This is a genomic window from Curtobacterium sp. LFS084 (assembly GCF_047977705.1).
GTDB lineage: Bacteria > Actinomycetota > Actinomycetes > Actinomycetales > Microbacteriaceae > Curtobacterium.
In genome coordinates this window covers 82,862-105,088 of record NZ_JBFPFM010000002.1, presented here as the reverse complement: position 1 = coordinate 105,088, position 22,227 = coordinate 82,862, and the positions used below count along the sequence as shown (strand labels likewise).

Genomic DNA, 22,227 nt, shown 5'->3' with positions numbered 1-22,227 from the left:
CGGTGCGGTCGAGGGCGCACGGGCTGGCGCGCGCCGCACGGTGCGGGTTGGTTCGGCTGGTGCGAGGTTGTTCGGCGGGTGCGGCGCTGCCCGCTCGGTGCGGGGTTGTAGCCGCGCACGGAGCGGTCGAGCGCGCACGGGCTGGCGCGCGCCGCACGGTGCGGGTTGGTCCGGCTGGTGCGGGGCGGCTCGCCGGGTGCGGCGCTGCCCGCTGGGTGCGGGGTTGTAGCGGGGCACGGTGCGGTCGAGGGCGCACGGGCTGGCGGGCGCGGCACCGTGCGACGTTGGTGGGCCGGTGCGACGCTGTGCGCCGGGCCCACGCGGGCCATCGGGATCGCGGAGGCTGCACGGTGCGGGGTTGTTCGGCCGGTGCAGCGTTGCCCGCTCGGTGCGGGGCTGTAGCGCGGCACGGAGCGGCCGAGGCTGCACGGAGTGGCGAAGGCCGCACCGTGCGCCGGTGCACACGGTGCGGCGAACCCCGCACGGGCCGCACGACCTCGCACGGGGTCAGGCCGCGCGACGCTCCTCGACCTCGATCGGCTCGGTCGCCGCCGTGCTCGCGTCCGCTGCCGGGGTCGTTCCCGGTCGGATGATCTCCGGACGACGCCGCGACCGGAACACCCACGCCTTGAACAGGACGAAGCGGACCAGCGTCGCGACGAGGTTCGCAGCGGTGAGCACGACGATCTCGGCACCGTGCGACGATCCCGGCGCGGCCGCGTGCAGGATCACGAGCGACCCGGAGGTGATCGCCCACGCGATGCCGAACACGACGAGCCCTTGCACGTGGTGCCGCCCTGCCCCGGCACGGCCTCGAACCCCGAACGTGAAGCGTCGGTTGAGCGCTGTGTTGCCGATCGCGGTCACCAGGAGCGCGAGGAAGTCGGCGGTCTGCGCGCCGATCGCCGGACGGAACAGGGCGTAGAGAGCGGCGAACGCGATCGTCGACAGCACCCCGATCGCACCGAAGCGCAGGACCTGCCCGACGATCCCGACGTGCGGCGGCGTGAAGGGGCGACGGCCGATGGCGTCGTACACCGCGGCGATCGGCACCCGGCCGGTCGCGAGCCCGCGGGACACGCGCCACATCCCCTTGAGGTCCTCGGTCGCGGTCGAGGCGATGTGCACCGACGAGTTGACGTCGTCCACCCAGTCGACCGGGACCTCGTGGATCCGGAGTCCGGCGTGCTCGGCCAGCACGAGCATCTCCGTGTCGAAGAACCACGCGTCGTCCTCGCACAGCGGCAGGACGTGTTCCGCGGCCTGGCGGGTGATCGCCTTGAACCCGCACTGCGCGTCGGAGAAGGACACCCCCATCGTCGTGCGGAGCAGCAGGTTGTAGGAGCGTGAGATGAACTCGCGCTTCCCGCCGCGCACCACCCGCGACGACCCCGCCAGGCGTGTGCCGATCGCGACGTCCGAGTGCCCGGACAGCAGCGGAGCGACGAGCGGTTCCAGGGCCGCGAGGTCGGTGGAGAGGTCCTCGTCGACGTACACGAGGACCGAGGCGGGGGAAGCCGCCCACACCGCCTTGAGTGCCCGTCCTCGTCCCTTCTCGGGGAGGTGCACCGCGTGCACGTCGGGGAGCATCGCGGCGAGGTCGTCGGCGATGCGTGCGGTGTCGTCGGTCGAGGCGTTGTCCGCGATCGTGATGCGCCAGGTGTTCCGGAGCGACGTCCGGCAGAAGGTGTGCAAGCGGCGGACGTGCGCGGCGAGCGTGTCCTGCTCGTTGTAGCAGGGGACGACGATGTCGATGTCGAGGGTCTGGTTCGTCTCCGTCATACCGCACATGCTCGACAGCGGGCATACGGGGACCGCTGCAGCCTGCTGTGCCGCGTCTAAGAACGCGTTCGGCAGCCGGCGGCGACGGTCGCGTCAGTCGGGCAGGAGGATCTGCACGACCGCGACGACGGCGAGCACGGCGATCGGGACCCCGGCGATCCAGGCACCGGCACGCACCTGGGTCCGGCGGATCGTGGCCGGGGCGTGCGACGACCGGGCGAACTCGGTGGCCGCGACGAGCTCGGGTGCGGCGGCCGGCGGCGCGGGTTCGGGCTGCGGCCGGTCGTCCTCGAAGGCGGGCACCTCGACCACGAGGTCGTCGGCGCGTGGACGGTCCGGCAGTCGTGCGAAGTCGTTCGGCATGCGGGCCCCCGTCCGGTCCACTCCAGTGTGCCAGCGCACGGGGACGCCGTCACCCCTGGACGGTGAGCACCCCCGACTGCAGGACGACCCGACCGTCCTTCGGCAGCCACACCTGGAGTCCGCCAACCTCGGCCACGGAGAACCGCGACCGCTCGGTGGCGAACAGCTGCGTGACCGCGCCCGACGGCGGGAAGCGTCGGTCGTTCCCGACCACGATCGCGACGTACGGACCCTGGTCGGCCCGGGTGGTGCCCCGCTCGGCGACGTACGGCACGAAGAGTCCCGGGGTCGCCGACACGAACAGGATCTTGCCGTCGGGCACGCGCTGGGCGTCGAGGTAGTCGCCGAGCAGCGCGATGCCCGTCGGGTGCTGGCGTGCGATGTCCTGACTGAGCCGGACGGACGGCACGACGAGCGAGAGGACGACCACCAGCGACAGCGCCGTCGCGACCGGGGCTGCCCGCCGCACCGGCACGCGCGGCAGCCGTGCCAGCCCGATCGCGGCCAGGACGAGCAGGAACGGCATCCAGGCCGAGTAGTAGGTGGGCAGCGCGATCTTCGCGACGACCACGTAGAAGCCCACCAGCAGCGCCAGGACGACCCCGACGTAGACGACCAGGCGGTCGGGCCGGATCCCGAGAGCCGCGACGACGCCGACCGCCAGGACGACGAGCAGGAGCGCGCCCGTGCCGGCCTCCATGAAGTGCAGGTTCGCCCACCACGGCGCGAACCGGTACACGGTGCCGCCGACGGTGATCGGGTGCCCGAGGGTGTTCTGCCCCTCCTGGAAGTCGATCATGTAGCGGATCGCGGACCGGATGCCCATCGGCACGTAGGACACCAGGAACACGATCCCGAACGCCACCGCCCACATCGCACCGCCGACGAGCAGCCGACGCCAGGCACGGAACAGCACGGGCAGCAGCAGGAACGCCGGCAGCAGCACCACGGTGGACACCTTGCTCGTCACCGACAGGGCCATCAGGGCCCCGGACACCGGCGCCAGCCACCAGCGGTCGCCGCGGATCCACACCCACGCCGTCGCGACCGCGAGCACCGCGAAGGCGGTCATCACGGGGTCGAGCAGCGCGAGCCGGTCGACGCGCGGACCGGCACCGCCGCGGGGTGTCAGCCACCAGAGCGCCGCGGCGAGCAGCGCACCCCAGTACCCGAGTTCGCGTCGGAGCCACCCGTAGAGCGCGATGCCGACGCCGAAGGTGAGCAGCGCGACGAGCACCCGCGGACCGATCGGTCCCTGCCCTGCGACGAGCTGGGCGAGACCGAAGAGGTACTTCGCCGTCGGGGGGTGCTCGCGGTTGAACGAGAAGTCGCCGTGCACGTACTGCCAGCCGGCCCGGAGGTAGATGTCCTCGTCACCGGTGATGTTCGGCCCGCCGATGTTCCAGAAGCACTGGTAGAGGGCCCAGACGAGGACCACGGCCGCCACCCCTGCCCGGATGCGGAGGTCACCGGCGAGTGCGGACAGGCGTGAGGGCACCGTCCGAACCTAGTTGCTCCGGGCGGCCGGAGCGAACCCGCCCGGCCCGCCGCCCCGCCCGGTCAGTCCAGGTCAGCCGCCCCGTCCGCCGGTCCGCCCGGTCAGTCCAGGTCAGCCGCCCCGTCCGCCGGCCCGCCCGGCAGGTCGACCGTGAACGCCGTCCGCCCCGGCTCCGACACCACCCGGACGAGCCCGTCGTGCGCGGTCACCACGGCCCGGACGATGGCGAGCCCGAGGCCGCTCGTCCCGTGCTCGCGGGACCGGGACGCCTCGCCGCGGGTGAACCGCTCGAACAGCGCCGGGAGGGCCTCGGCGGGGATGACCGGCCCGTCGTTCGCGACCACGAGCCGCGCGACCTCGCCCGACCGCTGCAGCGAGACCACCACCGTGGTGCCGGCCGGCGTGTGCGTCCACGCGTTCGCCAGCAGGTTCGTCACGACCCGTCGCAGCTGCGTCGCGTCCCCCGAGACCACGAGCGGGTGGTCGTCCGGCACCTGCAGCGTCCAGCGGTGGTTCGGTGCGGTCGCACGCGCGTCCATGGTCGCCTCGACGACGAGCGAGGTCAGGTCGACGGGTCCCCGCACCGGCGCCGGTCCCGAGGCCAGCGCCACGGCGTCGAGGCGCGCGAGCAGGAGGAGCTCCTCGACGAGGTCGCCCATCCGCACGGCCTCCCGCCCGATGCGCTCGACGTTCCGGTGGATCGTGGGGACGTCCGAGGTCGTCGCGGTCAGCTCCGCGTACGCCCGCACGGTCGCGATCGGGGTGCGCAGCTCGTGCGACGCGTCGGCGACGAACGTGCGCATGCCCGCCTCGGCGTCCCGCCGGACCGTCAGCGCGCGGGCGACGTGCCCGAGGAGCCGGTTGAGCGCGGTGCCGACCTGCGCGACCTCGCGGTTCGCCGCGAGGTCCCTGGCGGCCACCCGCACCGGGATGTCGGTGCCGCCGCGCTCCAGGTCGAGCCCCGTGACGTCGGAGGCCACCGCCGCGACCCGCTCGAGCGGTCGGAGCGACCGTCGGACGAGCAGCGTGAGCGCCCACGCCGCGACGAGCAGGCCGAGCACCGTCACCACCCCGATGACGAGCAGCAGGCGGCCGATCGCGGCGTCGAGGTCGCCGAGGGGCAGCGCCGTGACGAACACGTCGCCGTCGTCGCCGATCGCCTGGGCACGGTACGACCCGAGCGCCCCGAGGTGGACCGTCACCGGGTCGCCGTCGCTGGCGATCCCGGCGAGCGTCGCCTCCTGCGCCGACGTCAGCCCGTGCTGTCGGCCGCTGCTGTCCGTGTACCCGCCGAGGACCGTCGCGCCGTCGCGACGGATCGCGACGACCGTCCCGGCGGACTGCCCGGGTGCGCCGATGAACGCGTTCTCCGGGTCCGAGCCGGAGCTGCTCGTGGGTGGCGGGGGACGGTCGCCGTCCTGTCCGCCGACGGTCCGGTTCGCCGCCGTCGCGAGTTCCGCGTCGAGTCGATCGACGAGGTACCCGCGGAACGCGACGACCGTCACCGCCCCGACGACGACGTTGGTCGCGACGAGCAGGAGGGCGACGGCCGCCACGATCCGCCACCGCAGCGACGGCACGTGTCGGGACCGTTCGGTCACGGTCGTGGTCCGGGAGGCGCGGCTCGGCCGCCGCCGTCGGCTCACGTCGTCGGCCGGAGCACGTACCCGGCCCCGCGCACGGTCTGCAGCATCGGCTCGCGTCCGGCGTCGAGCTTCTTGCGGAGGTACGACACGTACATGTCCACGAGGTTGGACGACGTGCCGAAGTCCATGCCCCACACGTTGGCGAGCAGCTGCTCCCGCGAGAGCACGCGGTTGGCGTTCCGTGCGAGGTGTCGCAGCAGCTCGTACTCGGTCGGGGTGAGGTCGATCGGTTCGCCGGCCCGCGTGACCGTCCTGGTGTCCTCGTCGAGGTGGAGGTCGCCGACGCTCGTCCCGGCGGAGCCGGCGACCGCCGTCACCCGGGGTGAGGTTCGGGCGAGGATGCGTGCCCGGACGAGGAGCTCCTCGATGCCGAACGGCTTCGTGAGGTAGTCGTCGCCACCGCCGGTGAGTCCGGCGAGCCGGTCCTCGGGGGCGTCCCGCGCGGTGAGGAACAGCACGCGCACGTCGTCCCGGGCGTCCCGGAGCCGTTCGAGGACCTCGAAGCCGTCGATGTCCGGCAGCATCACGTCGAGCACGATCACGTCCGGCTGCGACTCGCGTGCCGCGAACAGGACGTCGCGCCCGCGGTGCACCGTCCGCACGGACCAGCCGTCGCCCGCGAACGCGCGGGCGCCGGCGTCCGCGAGGGCGTGCTCGTCGTCGACGACGAGGACGCGGACGGGGGACCCGTCGGTGCGCTGCAGCGGTTGGCCGGTCACGCCCGCGAGCCTATCCACCGCGCCCTCGTCGTCGGTCACTTCGTGCTGCTCAGGTCGTACACGGTCTGCCCGCCCACGGTCGTGGACGAGAAGTTCGCCGCGACCCACTCCTGGATGGCCGACGCGGTGGACGATCCGCCGCCCATGCCGCCGCCCGAACCGGAGGAGACGTAGTACCCGATGTCACCGGCGGCGACCCAGGCCTTGAACTCGGCGAGCGTGGGCGCCGGGTCGCTCGACCAACCGCCGATCGCCATCACCGCGGTGTCGGTGTCGAGTTCGAGCTGCGCGGCCGACTGCGAGCCGTTGACCGCGGCCGCCCACTTCGCGTCGGACGCCTCGAGGAGCTTCTGCAGCGCCGACGAGGTCGTCGACCCGCCACCGCCCATGCCGCTCGGGGCACCGTCGGTCGACCCCTCGGCGGTGCCGTCGGTCGTCCCGGTCGAGCCCTCGGTGGTCCCGGAGGCGCCACCGGGCGCCGTCCCGTCGGCGCCCTCCGGCGCCTCACCGGTCATGCCCTCCGGCGGGGTCCCGCCGGGACCCTGCTGCGAGCCGTCGTCGGACGTGGAGCCGCTGCTCTCGGAACCGGAGGTCGACCCGCCGGGTCCACCCGCGCCTCCCGGCATGCCACCGGTGCCACCGCCGCCCATCCCACCGGAGCTGCTGCCGGCCGGGCCGACGCTCGGGATCGAGCCGGAGTGCGCGACGGTCGTCGTGGCGAGGGCGTAGGCGGTGGTGCCGCTGAGCCCGAACAGGGTGCCGGCGAGGACGCCGACCATGACGAGCTTGCGGAGCGACGGGACGCTGCCGATGACCACGAGCGCTGCCGACAGCAGACCGCCGGCCAGCATCACCCAGCGGAGCCAGGGCAGCCACGTCGGGTTCTCGTTCAGCAGGCACCATCCCCAGAAGGCCGTGATGCCGATCATCGCGGCGAGGCCGAGCCGGCCGACGAACCGTTCGCGAGCGTGCCAGAGCAGGGCGCCGCCGGTGCCGACCAGTCCGGCGATCGCCGGGGCCAGTGCGACCGTGTAGTACGGGTGGATCGTGCCGGACATGTAGGAGAACACGAGTCCGGTGACGAGGAGCCAGCCGCCCCACAGGACCAGTCCGGCGCGGGCCGGGTCGGCGAGGTGACGGCGTCCGACGACGACCAGGCCGACGATCAGTGCGATGAGTGCCGCGGGCAGGAGCCACGAGATCTCGAGGCCCATCTCGGAGGAGAACAGCCGGTTCAGGCCCGTCGAGCCGCCGAAGGAGCTCCCGGCGGTGCCACCCGTCATGCCGCCGCCTCCGCCGCCGTTGCCCGAGCCGCCGAAGATCCGGCCGAGGCCGTTATAGCCGAACACCAGGTCGAGGACGGTGTTGTTCGTCGAGCCGCCGATGTACGGGCGGGACTCGGCCGGCCAGAGCCAGACGGCGACGACCCACCAGCCGGCGGACACCACGAGGGAGCCCGCGGCGATCAGCAGGCCGACGACGCGCCGGCCCCAGGAGGTGCGGGCGGCGAACAGGTAGACGAGGCCGAACGCCGGCAGGACGAGCAGCCCCTGCAGCATCTTCGTGAGGAACGCGAACCCGAGGGCGACGCCGGCGAGCGCGATCCACTTCCAGCTGCCCTTCGGGAGTGCCCGCACGGTGCAGTAGGCGCCGGCGGTCATCAGGAACACGAGCAGGGCGTCCGGGTTGTCGAACCGGAACATCAGGGCGGCGGCCGGCGTGGCCGCGACGACGAAGCCGGCGAGCAGGGCGCCGAGGTTCGCGGTGGTGGTGCCGACGCGTGCGAGGGTGCGGCGGACCGTGCCCCACACCAGGGCGACGGAGCCGACCGCCATGAGCGCCTGGGGGAGCAGCAGGCTGAAGCTCGAGAAGCCGAGCAGTCGCGCGGACAGCACCATCACCCAGAGCGACGCCGGGGGCTTGTCCACGGTGATGAAGTTCGACGAGTCGAGGGAGCCGAAGAAGAACGCCTCCCACGACTTCGTGCCGGCCTGCACGGCGGCGGCGTAGAAGCTGTTCGCGTACCCGGAGACGCTGAGGTCCCAGAGGTACACGACCGCGGTCAGGGCCAGGAGCGCCCAGAACGCCGGCCGGAGCCAGCGGGCGTCCTCGCGTTCGCCGAGGAAGAGTCGGGCGAGGGGCTTGCGGCGCCGATCCCGCGCGTCGGTGCGCGCGGTCTCGCGTCGATCGGTCACGGGTATCGGGTACGTGGTCATGGCAGTGAGGATTCCGGGCGTTCCCCGAACGACGCACTGCGCTGGCTATGTGGGCGCTAAGGACGCATGGTGCGGGCTCGTCCGGCTCCGGTCGGCGCCCGGCCCGCACGGTGCTGGGCTGTTCGGCTCCGGGCCGCGCCCGGCCCGCACGGTGCGGGGTTGTTCGGCGGGTGCGGCGCTGCCCGCTCGGTGCGGGGTTGTGGCGGGGCACGGGGCGAGCAACCTCGCACGGGATGGCCGAACCGGCACGGTGCGGGGGTGTTTGGCGGGTGCGGCGCTGCTTGCTCGGTGCGGGGTTGTAGCGGGGCACGGGGCGGGCAACCTCGCACGGGGTGAGCGAATCGGCACGGTGCGGCGCCGGGAAGTGTCCGGCGGCGGGGTCGCCTTGCCGGGCGGCACGGTGCGGGGTTGTTCGGCGGGTGCGGTGCTGCCCGCTCGGTGCGGGGTTGTAGCGGAGCACGGGGCGGGCAACCTCGCACGGGGTGAGCGAACCGGCCCGGTGCGGGGCCGGGAAGTGTTCGGCCGCGGGACCCTCATGCCGGCCGGCACGGTGCGGGGTTGTTCGGCGGGTGCGGCGCTGCCCGCTCGGTGCGGGGTCATAGCGGGGCACGGGGCGGGCAACCTCGCACGGGGTGAGCGAACCGGCACGGGGCGAGCGAACTGGCACGGCGCGAGCGAAGCCGCACGGGATGGCCGAACCGGCACGGTGCGCGCGAAGCCGCCGCCCGCGGTCAGGCGTACCGCTCGGCGGCGCGCAGGGCCGCACCCGTGTACGAGCCCCCGAACAGGAACACGTGCAGCAGCAGCGGCGCGAGCTGGTGCAGCGCGACGCGCTCCTGCCACCCGGCGGCGAGCGGCGACTCGGCGTCGTACGCGGCGAGGACGGCCTCGAGCCGGGGGAGTCCGAACAGCCCGAGGAGCGCGAGGTCCGTCTCGGCGTGGCCGCCGTGCGCGATCGGGTCGATGAGCACCGCGCCCGTCGGTGTCGTCCCGTCGACCGGGTCCGCGTCGGTCGGCCAGAGCACGTTGCCCGCCCAGAGGTCTCCGTGCAGCCGCGCCGCACGGTCCCCGACGAGCGCCGGCTGCGGGGACCCGAGGGTGCCGTCCTGCACCCGGTCGGCGACCCGGTCGAACACCGCGGCCTGGGCGTGGTCGAACCCGCCGGCATCGACGATGCGGCGGACGAAGTCGCGGATCCGGTACTCGGCGAAGAACTCGCCCCAGGTGGCCGGTGCGTGTGCGGCGTCGACGAACGGCGTGCGGGAGCGTCCCATGCGGAGCGGCGTGCCCGTCGGCCAGCCGGGCGGCGGCGCACCCCAGTGCTCGGCGCCGGCCGCGTGCGTGTGCGCGAGGGACCGACCGAAGCGCTCGGCCTGCCGGGTGGACGGGGAGCCGTCCGGGATCAGCTCGAGGTCGAGGACCGTCGGGCGCGGTCGACCGAGCACGCGGGCGATCCGGGTGCCGCCGTCCGGTTCGGCCTCGGCGAGCCAGCCCAGGCCGGCTGCCTCGGCGGCGGCCTCGTCGGGGGAGGCGAAGGTCTTCACGTGCGTCGCGGCCATCGCCCCATCCTGCCGAAGCCGCCTCGACTCCGCCTCAGACCGCGTCGATGAGCGCCTTCGCCAGCGGGTGCCACGCCCTGGACGTCGGTCCGCTCAGCACCAGCGTCCGCGCCAGCCGCCGGGCCATCGGCACCATGACGAGGTCCGGCGGCAGCATCACCCGGCCGAGCGTCGGCACGATGGACACCCCCTCGCCCCGCTCGATCATCCCGAACATCGTGCTCATCTCGCGGACGCGGTGGGCGTACCGGAACGGCTGCCCGTCGAGCTCGTGCAGCCGCTGGATCTGGTGCTCGCACCCGCCGCCACCCGCGACCAGACCGTCCTCGTGCAGGTCGTCGAGGGTCAGTGCGGGGAGGTCGGCCAGCGGATGGTCCCGCCGGACCACGGCGGCCATCTCGTCCTCGGCGACGACCACGCCTCCTGGTGGCAGCGGGGACGGGTCGACGAGGACGGCGGCGTCGACCGTCCCAGCCTCGAGCCACTCGGGCATCTCGTCGTCGTCGCCCTCGTAGACCTGCACGTCGACGTCCGGCAGCGTCACCGCCCACAGCTCGCGGAGCCGCGGCAGCAGGCCCTGGCACACCGTGGGGACGGCGGCGAGGCGCACGGTGCCGCGCGCCGTGGCGGGCCGGACCACCGCCTCCAGGGCCTCGACGGCGGCGAGCACGCTGCGGGCGTGTGCCAGCAGCCGGTCGCCGAGCGGAGTCGTGACCGCGGCCGCACCGCGCCGGACCACCGGACCACCGACCTCGCGCTCCAGCCCTGCGACGGCGTGCGAGACGGCCGACTGCCCGACGCCGAGGGCGGCGGCCGCGCCCGTGAACGATCCGGCGTCGACGGTGGCGACGAACGCGCGCAGCTGGGGGAACGAGACGGTCATGCGTCTTCCTCATCCGGTCATGAGCGCCATGCGTTTGCCGCATGCGCCGTGGATGTCGACACTAGGCCACATGAACGCGGTCCTCTACCTGCTCGTGGCACTGACCTGGGGGTCGAGCTTCCTCTTCGCGAAGATCGGGCTCGACGGCCTCGCGCCGCAGCAGGTCGCGACGGTGCGCACCGTCCTCGGCGCGCTCACGCTCGTCGCGGTCCTCGTCGCCACCCGCCGCCGGTGGCCGCGCGAGCCACGGGTCTGGGGGCACCTGCTCGTCGTCTCCGTGTTCCTCAACGCCGTCCCGTCGTCGCTCATGGCGTGGGCGGAGCAGACCGTGCCGTCCGGACTCGCGAGCATCTACAACGCGACGACGCCCATCATGACGCTGGCGGCGCTCGCCGTGCTCGTGCCGTCCGAGCGGCTCCGCGGCCGTCAGGTCGTCGGCATCGTGCTGGGGATCGTCGGCGTCCTCGTGCTGGTCGGGCCGTGGAACGTCATCGGCGACCCGGAGGTCCTCGCGAGTGTGCCGGGGCAGGTCGCGCTGCTCGGGATGACCGCCTGCTACGGCATCGGCCTGGCCTACCTGCGACGCGTGGCGGTCGGCAGCGCGTACGACCCGGTCACGCTCGCGACGGTGCAGCTCACGCTCGCCTCCGGGCTGCTCCTGCTGGTCGCGCCCGTCATGGCCACCGGTCCGGTACGGCTGGACTGGAGGATCGTGGGCGCGATGGTCGCGCTCGGTTGCGTCGGCACGGGGCTGGCCTACGCATGGAACACCCGGCTGGTGCAGGCGTGGGGAGCGGGTCGCGCCTCGACGGTCACCTACCTGACGCCGGTCGTCGGGGTGCTGCTCGGCGTGCTCGTCCTCGGGGAGCACGTGCGGTGGAACGAACCGGTCGGCGGCCTCGTGGTGCTGTTCGGCATCGCGCTGGCCTCGGGCGTGGTCGGTCGACGTCGGCGAGCCGCGCGGACCCCGGACCGCGCCGCCGCCTGAACGGGGGCAGGGTCCACGGCGGACGGCCGCCGTAGGATCGGGCCACGCACACGCCGACGAGACGGAGCACGGTCATGACCGCCACCCACCACACCAGCGCGACCGCCTCGGTGGCAGCGATCCTCTCCGAGTCCGCCTCGCGGTACCCGGACGACGTCGCCGTGATCGTCGGCGACCGGCACACCACGTACGCCGAGCTCTGGAGCCAGACGCTCGCCTACGCCGGGGCTCTCCGGGCCCGCGGCGTCGGCGCCGGCGACCGGGTCGCGATGCTCGTCCCGAACGTCGAGGACTTCCCCCGCGTCTACTACGCGACCCTCGCGCTCGGTGCCGTGGCCGTCCCCGTGCACGCGCTCCTGAAGCGCCGCGAGATCGAGTACGTCCTGCGCGACAGCGGCGCGAGCCTGCTGGTCTGCGCCGCGCCGCTCATCGGCGAGGGGGCTGCCGGGGCCGAGCTCGCCGGCGTCGAGGTGCTGACCGTGCTCGCGCCGCCGCCCTCCGACGAGCAGCCCGGCACCGGCCACGACCGGCTCGAAGCGCTCGCCCAGCAGGCGGAACCCCTCGACACCTACGTCCCGAGGCACCCGTTCGACACCGCGACGATCCTGTACACGAGCGGCACCACCGGCAAGCCCAAGGGCGCCGAGGGGTCGCACTTCTCGCTGCTCGAGCAGGTCAACACGAACCTGATGACGACGTTCGACATGCACCGCGGCGACGTCCTCCTCGGGGCACTCCCGCTCTTCCACACCTTCGGGCAGACCTGCACGATGAACACCGGCTTCCGCGTCGGCGCGACGATCGTGATGCTGCCGAAGTTCGACGGGGACACCGCGCTCGCCGCAATGGTCGAGCACGGGTGCGGCGTCTTCATGGGCGTCCCGACGATGTACATGGCGCTCCTCGACGCCGCCACCCGCTCCGACGACCGCCCGGCGCTGCGGTACGCGATCTCCGGCGGTGCCTCGCTGCCCCTCGCGGTCCTCGAGCGCTTCCAGGACGTCTACGACGCGCCGATCCACGAGGGCTACGGCCTCACCGAGACCTCGCCGGTGGCGACGTTCAACCACGTCGGGACGCCGCCGCGCCCCGGCACGATCGGCACCCCGGTGTGGGGCGTCGACGTCGAGATCGCCGACCCGGAGCAGCACGACGCGATCGTCATGCTGCCGCACGGCGAGATCGGCGAGCTCGTGATCCGCGGGCACAACCTCATGAACGGGTACCTCGATCGTCCCGAGGACACCGCCGAGGCGATCGTCGACGGGTGGTTCCGCACGGGCGACCTCGGCACGAAGGACGACGACGGGTACCTCACGATCGTCGACCGGACGAAGGACATGATCATCCGGAACGGCTACAACGTGTACCCGCGGCAGGTGGAGGAGGTCCTCGCCACCCACCCCGACGTCACGATGGCCGCGGTGTTCGGCGTGCCGCACGAGCTGCACGGGCAGGAGGTCGAGGCCGCCGTGGTGCTCCGCGCCGGTGCGACCGCGACACCCGAGGAGCTGATCGACTTCGTCGCGGCCGAGATCGCCGCGTACAAGTACCCCCGGGCCGTGCACGTGCTCGACGCGCTGCCCCTCGGCCCGAGCGGGAAGATCCTCAAGCGCGAGCTCGTCGAGCGGTTCGGCACCGAGGTCCGGACGGGGTCCTGACGGCGGCCGTGCGTACCCTGGCCACGTGAGCGACACCGGCAGGGCCTCGACCGCACGCCTGCTGTTCGCCTCGTCGCACCCGGGGCCGACCGTCACCGTGACCGTCCTCGCGACGGTGATCGCCGTCGCGGTCGGCCACGCCTGGTGGACCGTGCTCCTCGTCGCGCTGACGGTCGTCGCCGGGCAGCTCTCGATCGGGCTCGCCAACGACTGGATCGACGCCGACCGCGACCGGGCGGTGGGCCGGTCGGACAAGCCCGTGGCCCAGGGCCTGATCGCCGTCGGCACGGTCCGGCGGGCGGCGTTCGGCACCGCCCTGGCGTCGGTCGTGCTGTCGCTCGTGCTCGGGCCGGTCGCCGCGGTGGCGCACCTCGTGCTCGTGGCCGCGGGGTGGGCGTACGACGCCGGGCTGAAGCGCACGGTGTGGTCCGTCGTGCCGTTCGTCGTCGCGTTCGGGCTACTGCCGGTCGTCGCCGTCGCCGCCGGCCCGCACGGATCGTGGCCGGCGTGGTGGGCGATCGCGACCGGCGCGGTGTTCGGGGTCGCGATCCACTGCACGAACGTGCTGCCCGACCTCGTCGACGACGCGGCGACGGGGGTCCGCGGGTTCCCGCACAGCCTCGGGCTGCGGGGCGCCGGCGTGGTGGCGTTCGGGTCGCTCGTCGTCGCGGCGCTGCTCGTCGTCGGCGGTCAGGTGCTCGGCGACGACCCGGTCCGGGGACTCGGGGTGGTGCTCGCGGTCCTCGGGACGGTCGTGGTGGTCGTGCTGGCGGCTGTGGGGGTCCGGCTCGTGCTGGCGGGACGGGCGTCGAGGATCCTGTTCCGGCTCGTCATCACGTCGTCCCTCGTGCTCGTCGTCGAGCTCGGACTCGCCGGCGCCCGCCTCGTCGCCTGACCGACGACCGACCCGTCACGCCCGCGCGACCCGACCCGCGCGACCCGACCCGCGCGACCCGACCCGCGCGACCCGACCCGCGCGACCCGACCCGCGCGACCCCCCGCGCGACCCGTCACGCCCACCGCATCGCGTAGACCCCGGCCAGCCCGTCGGCGGACGGCAGGGACAGGACCGTCCGGAGCAACGCCTCCCGTCCGACCGCCCCCACCCTGCCGAGCGGACGGCCGAACGGACGTCCGAGCGCCATGTTCACCTCCGCCTGCCGCGCCGCCCGTCGCGCCACGGCCTGCCGGCGCTGCGCGTACTCCGGCCACGGTCCCGCGCTGCCGGTGCGGACCCCCTCGGCGAGGAGCGGCGCGAGCGCGGCCGCGTCGAGCCAACCGAGGTTCATGCCCTGCCCGCCGATCGGACTGATCTCGTGCGCGGCGTCCCCGACGAGGACGACGCGTCCGACGCCGACGCGTTCCGCCTGGCGGCGGCGGACGCCGAACCCGCTGAGCATGCTGCAGGAGTCCGGGTCCGGCCGGACACCGGTGCGGCCCGTCACGATCGCGGCCAGGGCCGTCGCGTCGGGTGCGGGGTCGTCCGACGCCGTCAGGAGCGCGACGTACCGCCGTCGGTCCCCGGGGAGCGGGAACGACTCGACCACACCGGCGGGTCCGACGTCGACGAGGGCCGCCGTCCGCGCCGCTGACCCCTCGACGTCGGCGAAGTCGCCCATCGCGTAGCGGTCCGGGTAGTCCCGTCCGGTCGTCCCGATGCCGAGCAGGTCCCGCACGGTGCTCCGGGCGCCGTCCGCACCGACGACGAACCGGGCCCGGACGGCCACGCTCCCGCGGGCGTCGGTCCCGACGGCGTCGACGTGGTCCGCGTGCCGTTCGAGCGTGGCGAGCGCGGTGCCGGTCCGGAGCGCGTCCGGTACGGCGGCGGCGAGGGCCTCCCGCAGCAGGGCCTCGGTGCGGTGCTGGTCGAGCGTCGCGACGTACGGGTGCGTGGTCGACGCCCGGTCGAAGGTCAGGGTGCCGAGCGTCCGGCCGCGGCTCCGGGCGACGCCCTGTCGGACGCGCACCGCCTCCCGCAGCACCGGTGCGTCCAGCCCGATCGCGGCGAAGGCGTCGAGCGAGGGCGGGTGGATGCCGATCGCGCGGGAGCCCGTCGGTGCCCCGCTGCGGCGTTCCCACACGGCGACCTCGACCCCGCGCGCCGCGAGGAGGGCCGCCACGAAGAGGCCGACGGGCCCACCGCCGACGACGAGGACGTCGACGCGCTCCGTGGTCACGGCGTCGAGCCTACGGACGGTGGGCGGGGCGCTCGCCCAGGCGGGCCGGACACGCGCCCGGTCGGTCGACGCCCCGAGGTCATCCGCTCGACCGAAGCGGGCGGAGCGCTCGCTCCGCGATGCTGGTGTCGTGCCCTTCACCGTCAGTCACGCGGTCGTCGCCCTGGCGGCGCGACGCACCCCGTTGCCCGTCGCGGCCGTCGCCGTCGGCGCGATGGCACCCGATGCCGTCCTGTTCGCGCCGTTCCTGCCGCCGTACGTGGTGGCGCACTCGTGGGTGGGCGTGGTGACGATCGACCTGCTCGTGGCGCTCGTCGTCCTCGCGGCCTGGTGGGGCCTGGTGCGACCGGCGTGGGCGGACGCGGTGCCGGGCGTGCGCGAGCGCGTCCCGCAGGCCTGGTCGCACCGACCACCGCGGCCGGAGCGACCGGTCCACCGGCTGCTCACGGTCGTCGTCGCCTGCGTCGTCGGGAGCGTGACGCACGTGGTCTGGGACGCGTTCTCGCACCAGGCGGGCTGGGCGGTGCAGGCGATCCCCTTCCTCCGCGAGGGGCCCGTGGGCTACCCGGTCTGGGCGGGCGTGCAGGACGCATCGAGCGTGCTCGGACTGGCCGGGCTCGTGGTCGCCGCCGTGGTCTGGTGGCGACGGAGTACGCCGCGGGTGCTGCCGCCGCTCGGCGGGTCGGAGCGGACGGTCGTGGTGGTCGCCGGCGTCGTCGTGGCTGTGGCGGCGCTCGGGCTCGCCGGTCGGGCGTTCCTCGGCGGCGGCGGTGTCGCGGGGGTCGTCACGGAGCTGGCGTTCCGGCTGCCGGTGGTCGTCGCGCTGGTGCTCGTGCTCGGGGCGGTCGGCCTGCTGGTCGTGCGTCGCCGTCGCGTCGGCTGACGCCGGGGCGGGAGGCGCGGTGCGGGCCGGCCCGCGGGTGTCGCGTCCGGCAGACCGTGGGTCGGGAGGCGCGGTGCGGGGCCGACCCGCGCCTCCAGGCCGTCAGACGGTCGCGTCCGCCGTCTCGCGCGCGGACCGGTCGGCCGCGACGAGGCGACGCGCCTCGCGGAGTCGCTTCCGCAGCCGTTCGACCGGTACCTCGACCGCGTAGGCCGCGCCCACCGCCACGAGCAGCGCCACCGCGACGAGCCACACCGTGCCCCACGGGCCGATCGCGAACGTACCGAGCAGCGCGATGACGAGCGGGTGCCACAGGTACGCCGAGTACGACACCCGGCGACCGAACCACGAGACCGGCGTCCACGCGAGCGCCGCCGACAGGGGCGAGCGAACGGACACCAGGCCGCCGATGAGCAGCGCCGAGATGAGCCCGGTCACCGGCAGGACGACACCGAACGACCACGCGTGCTGGGTCCAGTCGTCGTCGATCCAGAACTGCACCGCCGCGAGGAGCCCGATGCCGAGCCAGGTGCCGACGTGCCCGGCGAGCCCGGCCGCCCAGGTCCGGACGCGCTCGTCGTCGAGGAGCAGCGCGAGCAGGCAGCCCGTCGCCAGCGGCACGACGCCGAGCACGGGCGAGAAGTAGACGTCCGGGGTCGCACCGCTGTTCGGCGTGCGGTAGCTCAGCCACGATGCCGCGGCGGCCCCGACGATCACGACGCCGAGCCCCGTCATGAGCCAGCGGCGACGCGCCCGCAGTGCGAAGAGGAGCACGAGGACGGGCGGCCAGACGAGGTAGAACTGCTCCTCCATCGACAGGCTCCACGTGTGCGCGAAGACGCCCTGCGTGGTGTCCCAGTACGAGCGGAAGAGGTTGCCGGTGTAGCTCAGTGCGATGAAGGCGGCCTCGCCGGGGGAGAACGAGGCGCCCTTGTAGTCGCCGACCCAGTTCCAGAGGAGCAGTCCGACGACCACGAGGGCCAGGAGCGCGGGGTACAGGCGCAGGAGGCGCTTCGTCCAGAACGAGCCGAGCCGGATGCGTCCCGTGCGGCGGTGCTCGCCGAGCAGCAGCGTCGAGATGAGGAACCCGGACAGCACGAAGAACACCGTCACGCCGATGAAGCCGCCCTCGAACTGTGGCACGTGCAGGTGGTACAGGATCACGATGAGGATCGCGACCGTCCGGAGTCCGTCGAGCGCCGGGGCCCGGTTGGTCAGCGGCGGCGGGGGTGTCGGTCGTGCGTGCCTGCCGTCGGTGTCGGCCGGTGCGGATGTCGTGCGGGTCCGCTCCGGCGAGGTCGTGGTGATGGCCACGGACGCCTCCTGCGCGATCTGGTCGATGGGGTCACGGACCGTGGGGTCGTGACCGGATCGTTACATCATGCTCGCGCGACGTAAGAGCCGTCTCAACGAACGGGGTGCACCAGCTCCGTCAGGGCGTCGAGGCGCTCGTCGACGATCGCGGCGAACGACCGCTCCTCGCCCGGCGCGATCCACTGGGCGAAGGCCAGGTGGAACACGGTCACCGCGGTCTCGGCGGCCATCGTGGCGGCCGGTTCCGGGACGCCGCGGTCGCGCAGCACCTCACCCAGCCGGACCTTCAGGGTGGCGAGCTTGCCGAGCTCCCGTTCGCCGAGTGCCGGGTTGCCGTCGATGATGCCCTGTCGCGCGCGCGACCACGGGCGGCGGTCGTCGGGGAAGAACGCGCCGCTGGTCGCGAGCGCGAGCCGGACGAGGTCGAACGGTGCCGCGTCCGCCGGTGCGGTCTCGATCGGGGTCGTGAACATGCCGAGGAAGTCGTCCTGCCCGGCGAACAGCACCTCGCGCTTGTCGGTGAAGTGCCGGAAGAAGGTGCGTTCGGTGACCTCGGCCGCGGCGGCGATCTCGGCGACCGTGGTGTCGTCGTAGCCCCGCTCGGCGAAGAGCTGCAGTGCGGTCGCCTGCAGTCGTTCGCGGGTTCCGGGTTGCCATCGGGCCATGTCCGCAGTCTACTGATGACAGTGGCTGACATCGAGTGCTACGGTGATGTCAGTTCATGACATCAGCGCCGTGGACACCTGTGAAGGGAAAGCACATGCACGTGTTCGTCACCGGGGCCTCCGGATGGATCGGCTCCCACACCGTCGACGAGCTCCTCGCCGCCGGGCACACCGTCACCGGCCTCGCACGCTCCGACTCGTCGGCCGCCGCGCTCGAGGCCAAGGGCGTCGCCGTCGTCCGTGGCGACCTCGACGACCTCGACGCCATCCGGCGCGGCGCGTCCGAGGCCGAGGGCGTCCTGCACCTCGCCAACAAGCACGACTGGGCGAACGCCGCGGCCACGAACGCCAGCGAGCGGGCCGCGGTCGAGACCATCGGACAGGCACTCGTCGGCACCGACCGTCCGTTCGTCGTCGCGTCCGGGGTCGCCGGGCTCGCGCAGGGCCGCCCCTCGACCGAGGCGGACCCGAGCCCCTTCGTCGGCGCCGACAGCATGCGCGGCGGCAGCGAGAACCGCGGGTTCGACTTCGTCGAGCAGGGCGTGCGGACGATCGCTGCCCGGTTCAGCCCGACCACGCACGGCACCGGCGACCACGGGTTCATCGCCGCGATCGTCGCCGCCGCCCAGGAGCGGGGCGAGTCCGGCTACGTCGGCGACGGCACCAACAGCTGGGCGGCCGTGCACGTCACGGACGCCGCGCGGCTCGTCCGGCTCGGGCTCGAGCAGGCTCCGGCCGGCACGCGCCTGCACGCCGTCGCCGAGACCGCGATCCCGACCCGGGCGATCGCCGAGGCCATCGGCGAGAGCCTCGGGCTGCCGGTGACCTCGATCGACCCGCAGGACGCGCTGTCGCACTTCGGGTTCATCGGGCGGTTCTTCGGCATGGAGATGTCGGCGACGTCCGAGGCGACGCGCGGGCTCCTCGGCTGGGAGCCCGTCGGGCCGGGGCTGCTCGAGGACATCGCCGCGGGCGCCTACGCCGGGGTCGCCGCGCGCCGCTGACCCAGAACGACAAGACCGACGTCGTACGACGTCGGTCTTGTCGTTCTGTGCACGCGCGTCATGTCACCCGCCGCGAGGAGCGACGAAGTCGCTGTCGTACGACGTCGACGATGTCGTACCGAGACGGGCTCCCTCACACGAGCGGCCGGGCCCCGGGCCCCGCGCGCGCCCGCCTACTCCGCCTTCTGCATCTGCCACGGCTCGGGTTCGCGGTCGCCGTTCGGCCGCACGGGCCGCACGTCGCCGACGATCGGGATCGCCCGCTTCCGCATGAACCACAGGTACCGCACGAAGAAGTGCGACAGCGTCGACAGCCGGTTGCCGTTGCCGAGCAGCGACGCGATGTGCACGGCGACCCATGCGAGCCAGGCGACCGGGCCGACCATCGTGATGCCCCCGCGGAGCTGCGCCACGGCGGCGTTCGTCCCGATCGTCGCCATGGTGCCCTTGTCGAAGTACTTGAAGTGCTCGGTCGGCTTGCCCTCGAGCAGCCGGACGATCTGCCGCGCCGAGTGCCGGCCGCCCTGCAGTGCCGGCTGGGCGAGCTGCGCGAGGGCGTCGTCCTGTGCGGCGATGTCGCCGGCGGAGAAGATCCGCTCGACGCCCTTGACGCTGAGGTCGTCGTTCACCTGGATGCGCCCGCCGTGGGTCTGCGGCATGCCCCAGCCGGAGACCTCCTTGTGGGCCGCGACGCCGGTCGCCCAGATGACCTGCGACGCCGGGATGAACTCACCCTCGGCCGTCATCACCCCGTCGGGCTTCACCTCGGAGACGCCGGTGTTGAGCCGCAGCACGACGCCGCGCTTGCGGAGGACCTTGGCCGCGTACCGACGCAGCCGCGGGGCGAAGGGCTTCAGGAGCTCGCCGCTGCGGTGCACCAGGGTGATCGAGATGTTGCCCCGCTCGATCTCCGGGTACGCGCCGACGAGGGCCTGGTCGCGGAGTTCGGCGAGCGCGCCGGCCATCTCCACGCCGGTCGCACCGCCGCCCACGATGACGATCTTGATCTCGTCGGGGCCCTGGTTGGCGGCGGCTTCCTCGAGCCGGGTGAACAGCTCGTCGCGGATCCGCAGCGCCTGCGAGCGGGAGTACATCGAGTAGGCGTACTCGTACGCCCCGGGCGTGCCGAAGTAGCTCGTGTTCACGCCGTTCGCGAGGATCAGCCAGTCGTAGTGCAGGTGCTCGCCGTCGGACATCTCGGCGATGCGCTCGACCGGGTCGATGCCCGTCAGCAGGCCGTGCCGGAACTCGGCGTTGCTCTGCTTCGCGCGGAGGCTCCGGAGGAAGTACGTCACGTCGCCCGCGTTCAGCCCGCCCGTCGCCACCTGGTACATGAGCGGCTGGAACATGTTGTAGACGTGGCGGTCGACCAGGGTGACCCGCACCGGAGCGTCGGCGAGCTCGCGCATGGCCGCGACACCGGCGAATCCACCGCCGACGATGACGACGTGCGGGCGGGTGTCCTGGGGCATGCTGACTCCGGCTTCCTCGGATGGTGAGATGGTCACCACCGAGGGTACGCGCGGTTCGGACGGTCGTTCGACGGGGGCCTGGAGGGACGGCTCACCGCCGTCAGGCGTCGAGCCTCGCGTAGGTGCTCACGACGTTGCCCTTGCTCGTCACGGTGTTCTGGACCAACCGCAGGCGCGTGGGCGGGTCGGTCGGTTCGAAGAGCGTGCGTCCGGACCCCGCGATCGCCGGGTGCACCATCAGCTGCAGCTCGTCGAGGAGCCCGGCGAACAGCAGGTGCCGGACGACGGTGACGCTCCCGCACACGGCGATGTCGGCACCGGCCCGTTCCTTGAGCCTACGGACGAACGCGTCGAGGTCGCCGTCGATCCGCGTGCTGTTCTCCCACGCCAGGTCGTCGTCGAGCGTGGTCGAGGCGACGTACTTCTCGATCGGGTTGATCCACTGCCCGAAGGGGTCGTCGGGGTGGGCGGGCCACCACTCGGCCCACTCGAGGTAGCTGTTCCTGCCGAGGATGACGGTGTCGGTCCGGGCCATGAACGCGCCCATGCCCGCGCCGAGTTCGTCGTCGAAGCTGTCGTACTGGAACGTGTACGGGTCCTGCACGACGCCGTCGACCGAGGTGAACAGTCCCGCGGTGACCTTGCGCATGCTCGGAGCGTAGCGGTCAGCTGTTCGCGGAGGAACCGCTCGTGCCCGATCCGGTGCCGGTGCCGGTCCCGCCCTGCGTCCCGGTCCCGCCCTGCGTCCCGGTGCCGCCCTGCGAACCGTTCCCGGGGAACTGCCCGGTGCCGCCCCCGGGGAACTGGTTCGTGCCGCCGTTCGTCCCGGGCACCTGGGTCGTCGACTGGCTCGAGCCGCCACCGATCGCGTGTCCGATCGCGAAGCCGATCCCGCCGCCGACGAGCAGCGCCGCGAGACCGACCCCGACGGCGAGCACCTGCCAGAACCACGGCGGTCGCGGGCCGTTCGCGCCGAGGTTGCGCTTCCGGCGGCTGGTCGCTGCGGCGCCGTACCAGGGCGTCGCACCGTTCTGGGCACCCTGAGCGACCGGAGCCCACGAACCGGCGGGCGGGGCCGGCGTCACGTACGGCGGTTCCCCGGCCCACTGGCCGTCGGCGGCAGCAGCGGGGGCGGGCGACGGATCGGCCGCCGGCGCGGGGGCGTACAGGCCCGACGGGGACGGGGTTTCGTCGAGCGTCGCGGTCGACGTCGGCGTCGGTGCCGCCCCCCAGCCGGCCGGGCTGGCGGGGTACGGCGTGGTGTGCTGGTGCGTGGCGGAGGTCGCGTCGTCGCGGGCTTCGCGGGCCTCGCGGGCCTCGCGGTTCACGGGGGTGTCGTCGGTCATGAGGACGAGTACAGACCGGTCGCCTATGCGCGGGCGATGACGACGCTGACG

General features: G+C 73.6%; 19 protein-coding genes. 5 read left to right on the top strand and 14 right to left on the bottom strand.

The genetic code is table 11. The features are described from left to right. Positions 1–507: 507 nt before the first annotated feature. The 8 genes from ACNQOV_RS01945 to ACNQOV_RS01910 all read right to left on the bottom strand — a co-directional run bounded on the left by ACNQOV_RS01945 (position 508) and on the right by ACNQOV_RS01910 (position 10,666). A complete protein-coding gene (locus ACNQOV_RS01945) occupies positions 508–1,791 on the bottom strand; it encodes a glycosyltransferase (protein WP_416393139.1) in 1,284 nt (427 codons plus the stop codon). An 84-nt stretch (positions 1,792–1,875) separates the two neighbouring features. Further along, positions 1,876–2,145, bottom strand: a complete 270-nt coding sequence (locus ACNQOV_RS01940) for a hypothetical protein (protein ID WP_022905355.1) — start codon at positions 2,143–2,145, stop codon at positions 1,876–1,878. A gap of 49 nt (positions 2,146–2,194) precedes the next feature. Next, positions 2,195–3,643 (bottom strand): ArnT family glycosyltransferase, encoded by a 1,449-nt coding sequence (locus tag ACNQOV_RS01935; RefSeq protein WP_416393138.1) that lies wholly within the window; start codon positions 3,641–3,643, stop codon positions 2,195–2,197. Positions 3,644–3,744: 101 nt separating this feature from the next. After that, positions 3,745–5,244 (bottom strand): sensor histidine kinase, encoded by a 1,500-nt coding sequence (locus tag ACNQOV_RS01930; RefSeq protein ID WP_416393136.1) that lies wholly within the window; start codon positions 5,242–5,244, stop codon positions 3,745–3,747. Positions 5,245–5,285: 41 nt separating this feature from the next. Next, positions 5,286–6,008 (bottom strand): response regulator transcription factor, encoded by a 723-nt coding sequence (locus ACNQOV_RS01925; RefSeq protein ID WP_416393135.1) that lies wholly within the window; start codon positions 6,006–6,008, stop codon positions 5,286–5,288. 35 nt (positions 6,009–6,043) lie between these two features. Then, positions 6,044–8,203, bottom strand: coding sequence for an ArnT family glycosyltransferase (locus ACNQOV_RS01920; RefSeq protein ID WP_416393133.1), 2,160 nt, complete (start codon positions 8,201–8,203; stop codon positions 6,044–6,046). 752 nt (positions 8,204–8,955) lie between these two features. After that, positions 8,956–9,783: a fructosamine kinase family protein gene (locus ACNQOV_RS01915; RefSeq protein WP_402267728.1), complete on the bottom strand. Its 828-nt coding sequence runs from the start codon at positions 9,781–9,783 to the stop codon at positions 8,956–8,958. 34 nt (positions 9,784–9,817) lie between these two features. Then, positions 9,818–10,666, bottom strand: coding sequence for a LysR family transcriptional regulator (locus tag ACNQOV_RS01910; protein WP_416393132.1), 849 nt, complete (start codon positions 10,664–10,666; stop codon positions 9,818–9,820). 70 nt (positions 10,667–10,736) lie between these two features. Between ACNQOV_RS01910 and ACNQOV_RS01905 the strand changes: the two genes are divergently transcribed. The 3 genes from ACNQOV_RS01905 to ACNQOV_RS01895 all read left to right on the top strand — a co-directional run bounded on the left by ACNQOV_RS01905 (position 10,737) and on the right by ACNQOV_RS01895 (position 14,210). Further along, entirely contained in the window at positions 10,737–11,654 is a 918-nt protein-coding gene (locus tag ACNQOV_RS01905) for a DMT family transporter (protein WP_416393131.1), read from the top strand. Between the two features lie 74 nt (positions 11,655–11,728). Beyond that, the gene (locus tag ACNQOV_RS01900) at positions 11,729–13,315 is read left to right on the top strand and encodes a long-chain-fatty-acid--CoA ligase (protein ID WP_416393129.1); all 1,587 of its coding nucleotides are present in this window, start codon (positions 11,729–11,731) and stop codon (positions 13,313–13,315) included. A gap of 25 nt (positions 13,316–13,340) precedes the next feature. Beyond that, the gene (locus ACNQOV_RS01895; protein WP_416393128.1) at positions 13,341–14,210 is read left to right on the top strand and encodes a UbiA family prenyltransferase; all 870 of its coding nucleotides are present in this window, start codon (positions 13,341–13,343) and stop codon (positions 14,208–14,210) included. Positions 14,211–14,325: 115 nt separating this feature from the next. Here ACNQOV_RS01895 and ACNQOV_RS01890 read toward each other — a convergent pair whose 3' ends face one another. Then, entirely contained in the window at positions 14,326–15,492 is a 1,167-nt protein-coding gene (locus ACNQOV_RS01890; RefSeq protein WP_416393126.1) for an FAD-dependent oxidoreductase, read from the bottom strand. Between the two features lie 130 nt (positions 15,493–15,622). Here ACNQOV_RS01890 and ACNQOV_RS01885 point away from each other — a divergent pair, with 130 nt between their 5' ends. Then, positions 15,623–16,375 (top strand): DUF4184 family protein, encoded by a 753-nt coding sequence (locus ACNQOV_RS01885; protein WP_416393124.1) that lies wholly within the window; start codon positions 15,623–15,625, stop codon positions 16,373–16,375. 102 nt (positions 16,376–16,477) lie between these two features. Here ACNQOV_RS01885 and ACNQOV_RS01880 read toward each other — a convergent pair whose 3' ends face one another. Beyond that, on the bottom strand, positions 16,478–17,689 hold the full coding sequence (locus ACNQOV_RS01880) for an acyltransferase family protein (protein ID WP_416393122.1): 1,212 nt from the start codon (positions 17,687–17,689) through the stop codon (positions 16,478–16,480). 92 nt (positions 17,690–17,781) lie between these two features. Then, positions 17,782–18,354 carry a TetR/AcrR family transcriptional regulator gene (locus tag ACNQOV_RS01875; RefSeq protein ID WP_416393121.1) on the bottom strand — a complete coding sequence of 191 codons (573 nt, stop codon included), beginning with the start codon at positions 18,352–18,354 and terminating at the stop codon, positions 17,782–17,784. Positions 18,355–18,449: 95 nt separating this feature from the next. Between ACNQOV_RS01875 and ACNQOV_RS01870 the strand changes: the two genes are divergently transcribed. Continuing rightward, positions 18,450–19,358 carry an SDR family oxidoreductase gene (locus ACNQOV_RS01870; RefSeq protein ID WP_416393120.1) on the top strand — a complete coding sequence of 303 codons (909 nt, stop codon included), beginning with the start codon at positions 18,450–18,452 and terminating at the stop codon, positions 19,356–19,358. Positions 19,359–19,531: 173 nt separating this feature from the next. Here the strand turns inward: ACNQOV_RS01870 and ACNQOV_RS01865 are convergent, their stop codons facing one another. From ACNQOV_RS01865 to ACNQOV_RS01855, 3 genes are all read right to left on the bottom strand, one after another. Next, positions 19,532–20,866, bottom strand: a complete 1,335-nt coding sequence (locus ACNQOV_RS01865) for an NAD(P)/FAD-dependent oxidoreductase (RefSeq protein WP_416393119.1) — start codon at positions 20,864–20,866, stop codon at positions 19,532–19,534. Positions 20,867–20,930: 64 nt separating this feature from the next. Then, the gene (locus ACNQOV_RS01860; protein ID WP_416393117.1) at positions 20,931–21,479 is read right to left on the bottom strand and encodes a dihydrofolate reductase family protein; all 549 of its coding nucleotides are present in this window, start codon (positions 21,477–21,479) and stop codon (positions 20,931–20,933) included. 16 nt (positions 21,480–21,495) lie between these two features. Further along, positions 21,496–22,176: a hypothetical protein gene (locus ACNQOV_RS01855; RefSeq protein WP_416393116.1), complete on the bottom strand. Its 681-nt coding sequence runs from the start codon at positions 22,174–22,176 to the stop codon at positions 21,496–21,498. Between the last annotated feature and the right edge of the window lie 51 nt (positions 22,177–22,227).

Excerpts from the sequence above, each read along its gene's own strand:
- ACNQOV_RS01910 (WP_416393132.1), bottom strand. The coding sequence starts at position 10,666 with ATGACCGTCTCGTTCCCCCAGCTGCGCGCGTTCGTCGCCACCGTCGAC.
- ACNQOV_RS01905 (WP_416393131.1), top strand. The coding sequence starts at position 10,737 with ATGAACGCGGTCCTCTACCTGCTCGTGGCACTGACCTGGGGGTCGAGC.
- ACNQOV_RS01855 (WP_416393116.1), bottom strand. The coding sequence starts at position 22,176 with ATGACCGACGACACCCCCGTGAACCGCGAGGCCCGCGAGGCCCGCGAA.
- ACNQOV_RS01940 (WP_022905355.1), bottom strand. The coding sequence starts at position 2,145 with ATGCCGAACGACTTCGCACGACTGCCGGACCGTCCACGCGCCGACGAC.
- ACNQOV_RS01915 (WP_402267728.1), bottom strand. The coding sequence starts at position 9,783 with ATGGCCGCGACGCACGTGAAGACCTTCGCCTCCCCCGACGAGGCCGCC.
- ACNQOV_RS01860 (WP_416393117.1), bottom strand. The coding sequence starts at position 21,479 with ATGCGCAAGGTCACCGCGGGACTGTTCACCTCGGTCGACGGCGTCGTG.
- ACNQOV_RS01870 (WP_416393120.1), top strand. The coding sequence starts at position 18,450 with ATGCACGTGTTCGTCACCGGGGCCTCCGGATGGATCGGCTCCCACACC.
- ACNQOV_RS01945 (WP_416393139.1), bottom strand. The coding sequence starts at position 1,791 with ATGTGCGGTATGACGGAGACGAACCAGACCCTCGACATCGACATCGTC.
- ACNQOV_RS01875 (WP_416393121.1), bottom strand. The coding sequence starts at position 18,354 with ATGGCCCGATGGCAACCCGGAACCCGCGAACGACTGCAGGCGACCGCA.
- ACNQOV_RS01900 (WP_416393129.1), top strand. The coding sequence starts at position 11,729 with ATGACCGCCACCCACCACACCAGCGCGACCGCCTCGGTGGCAGCGATC.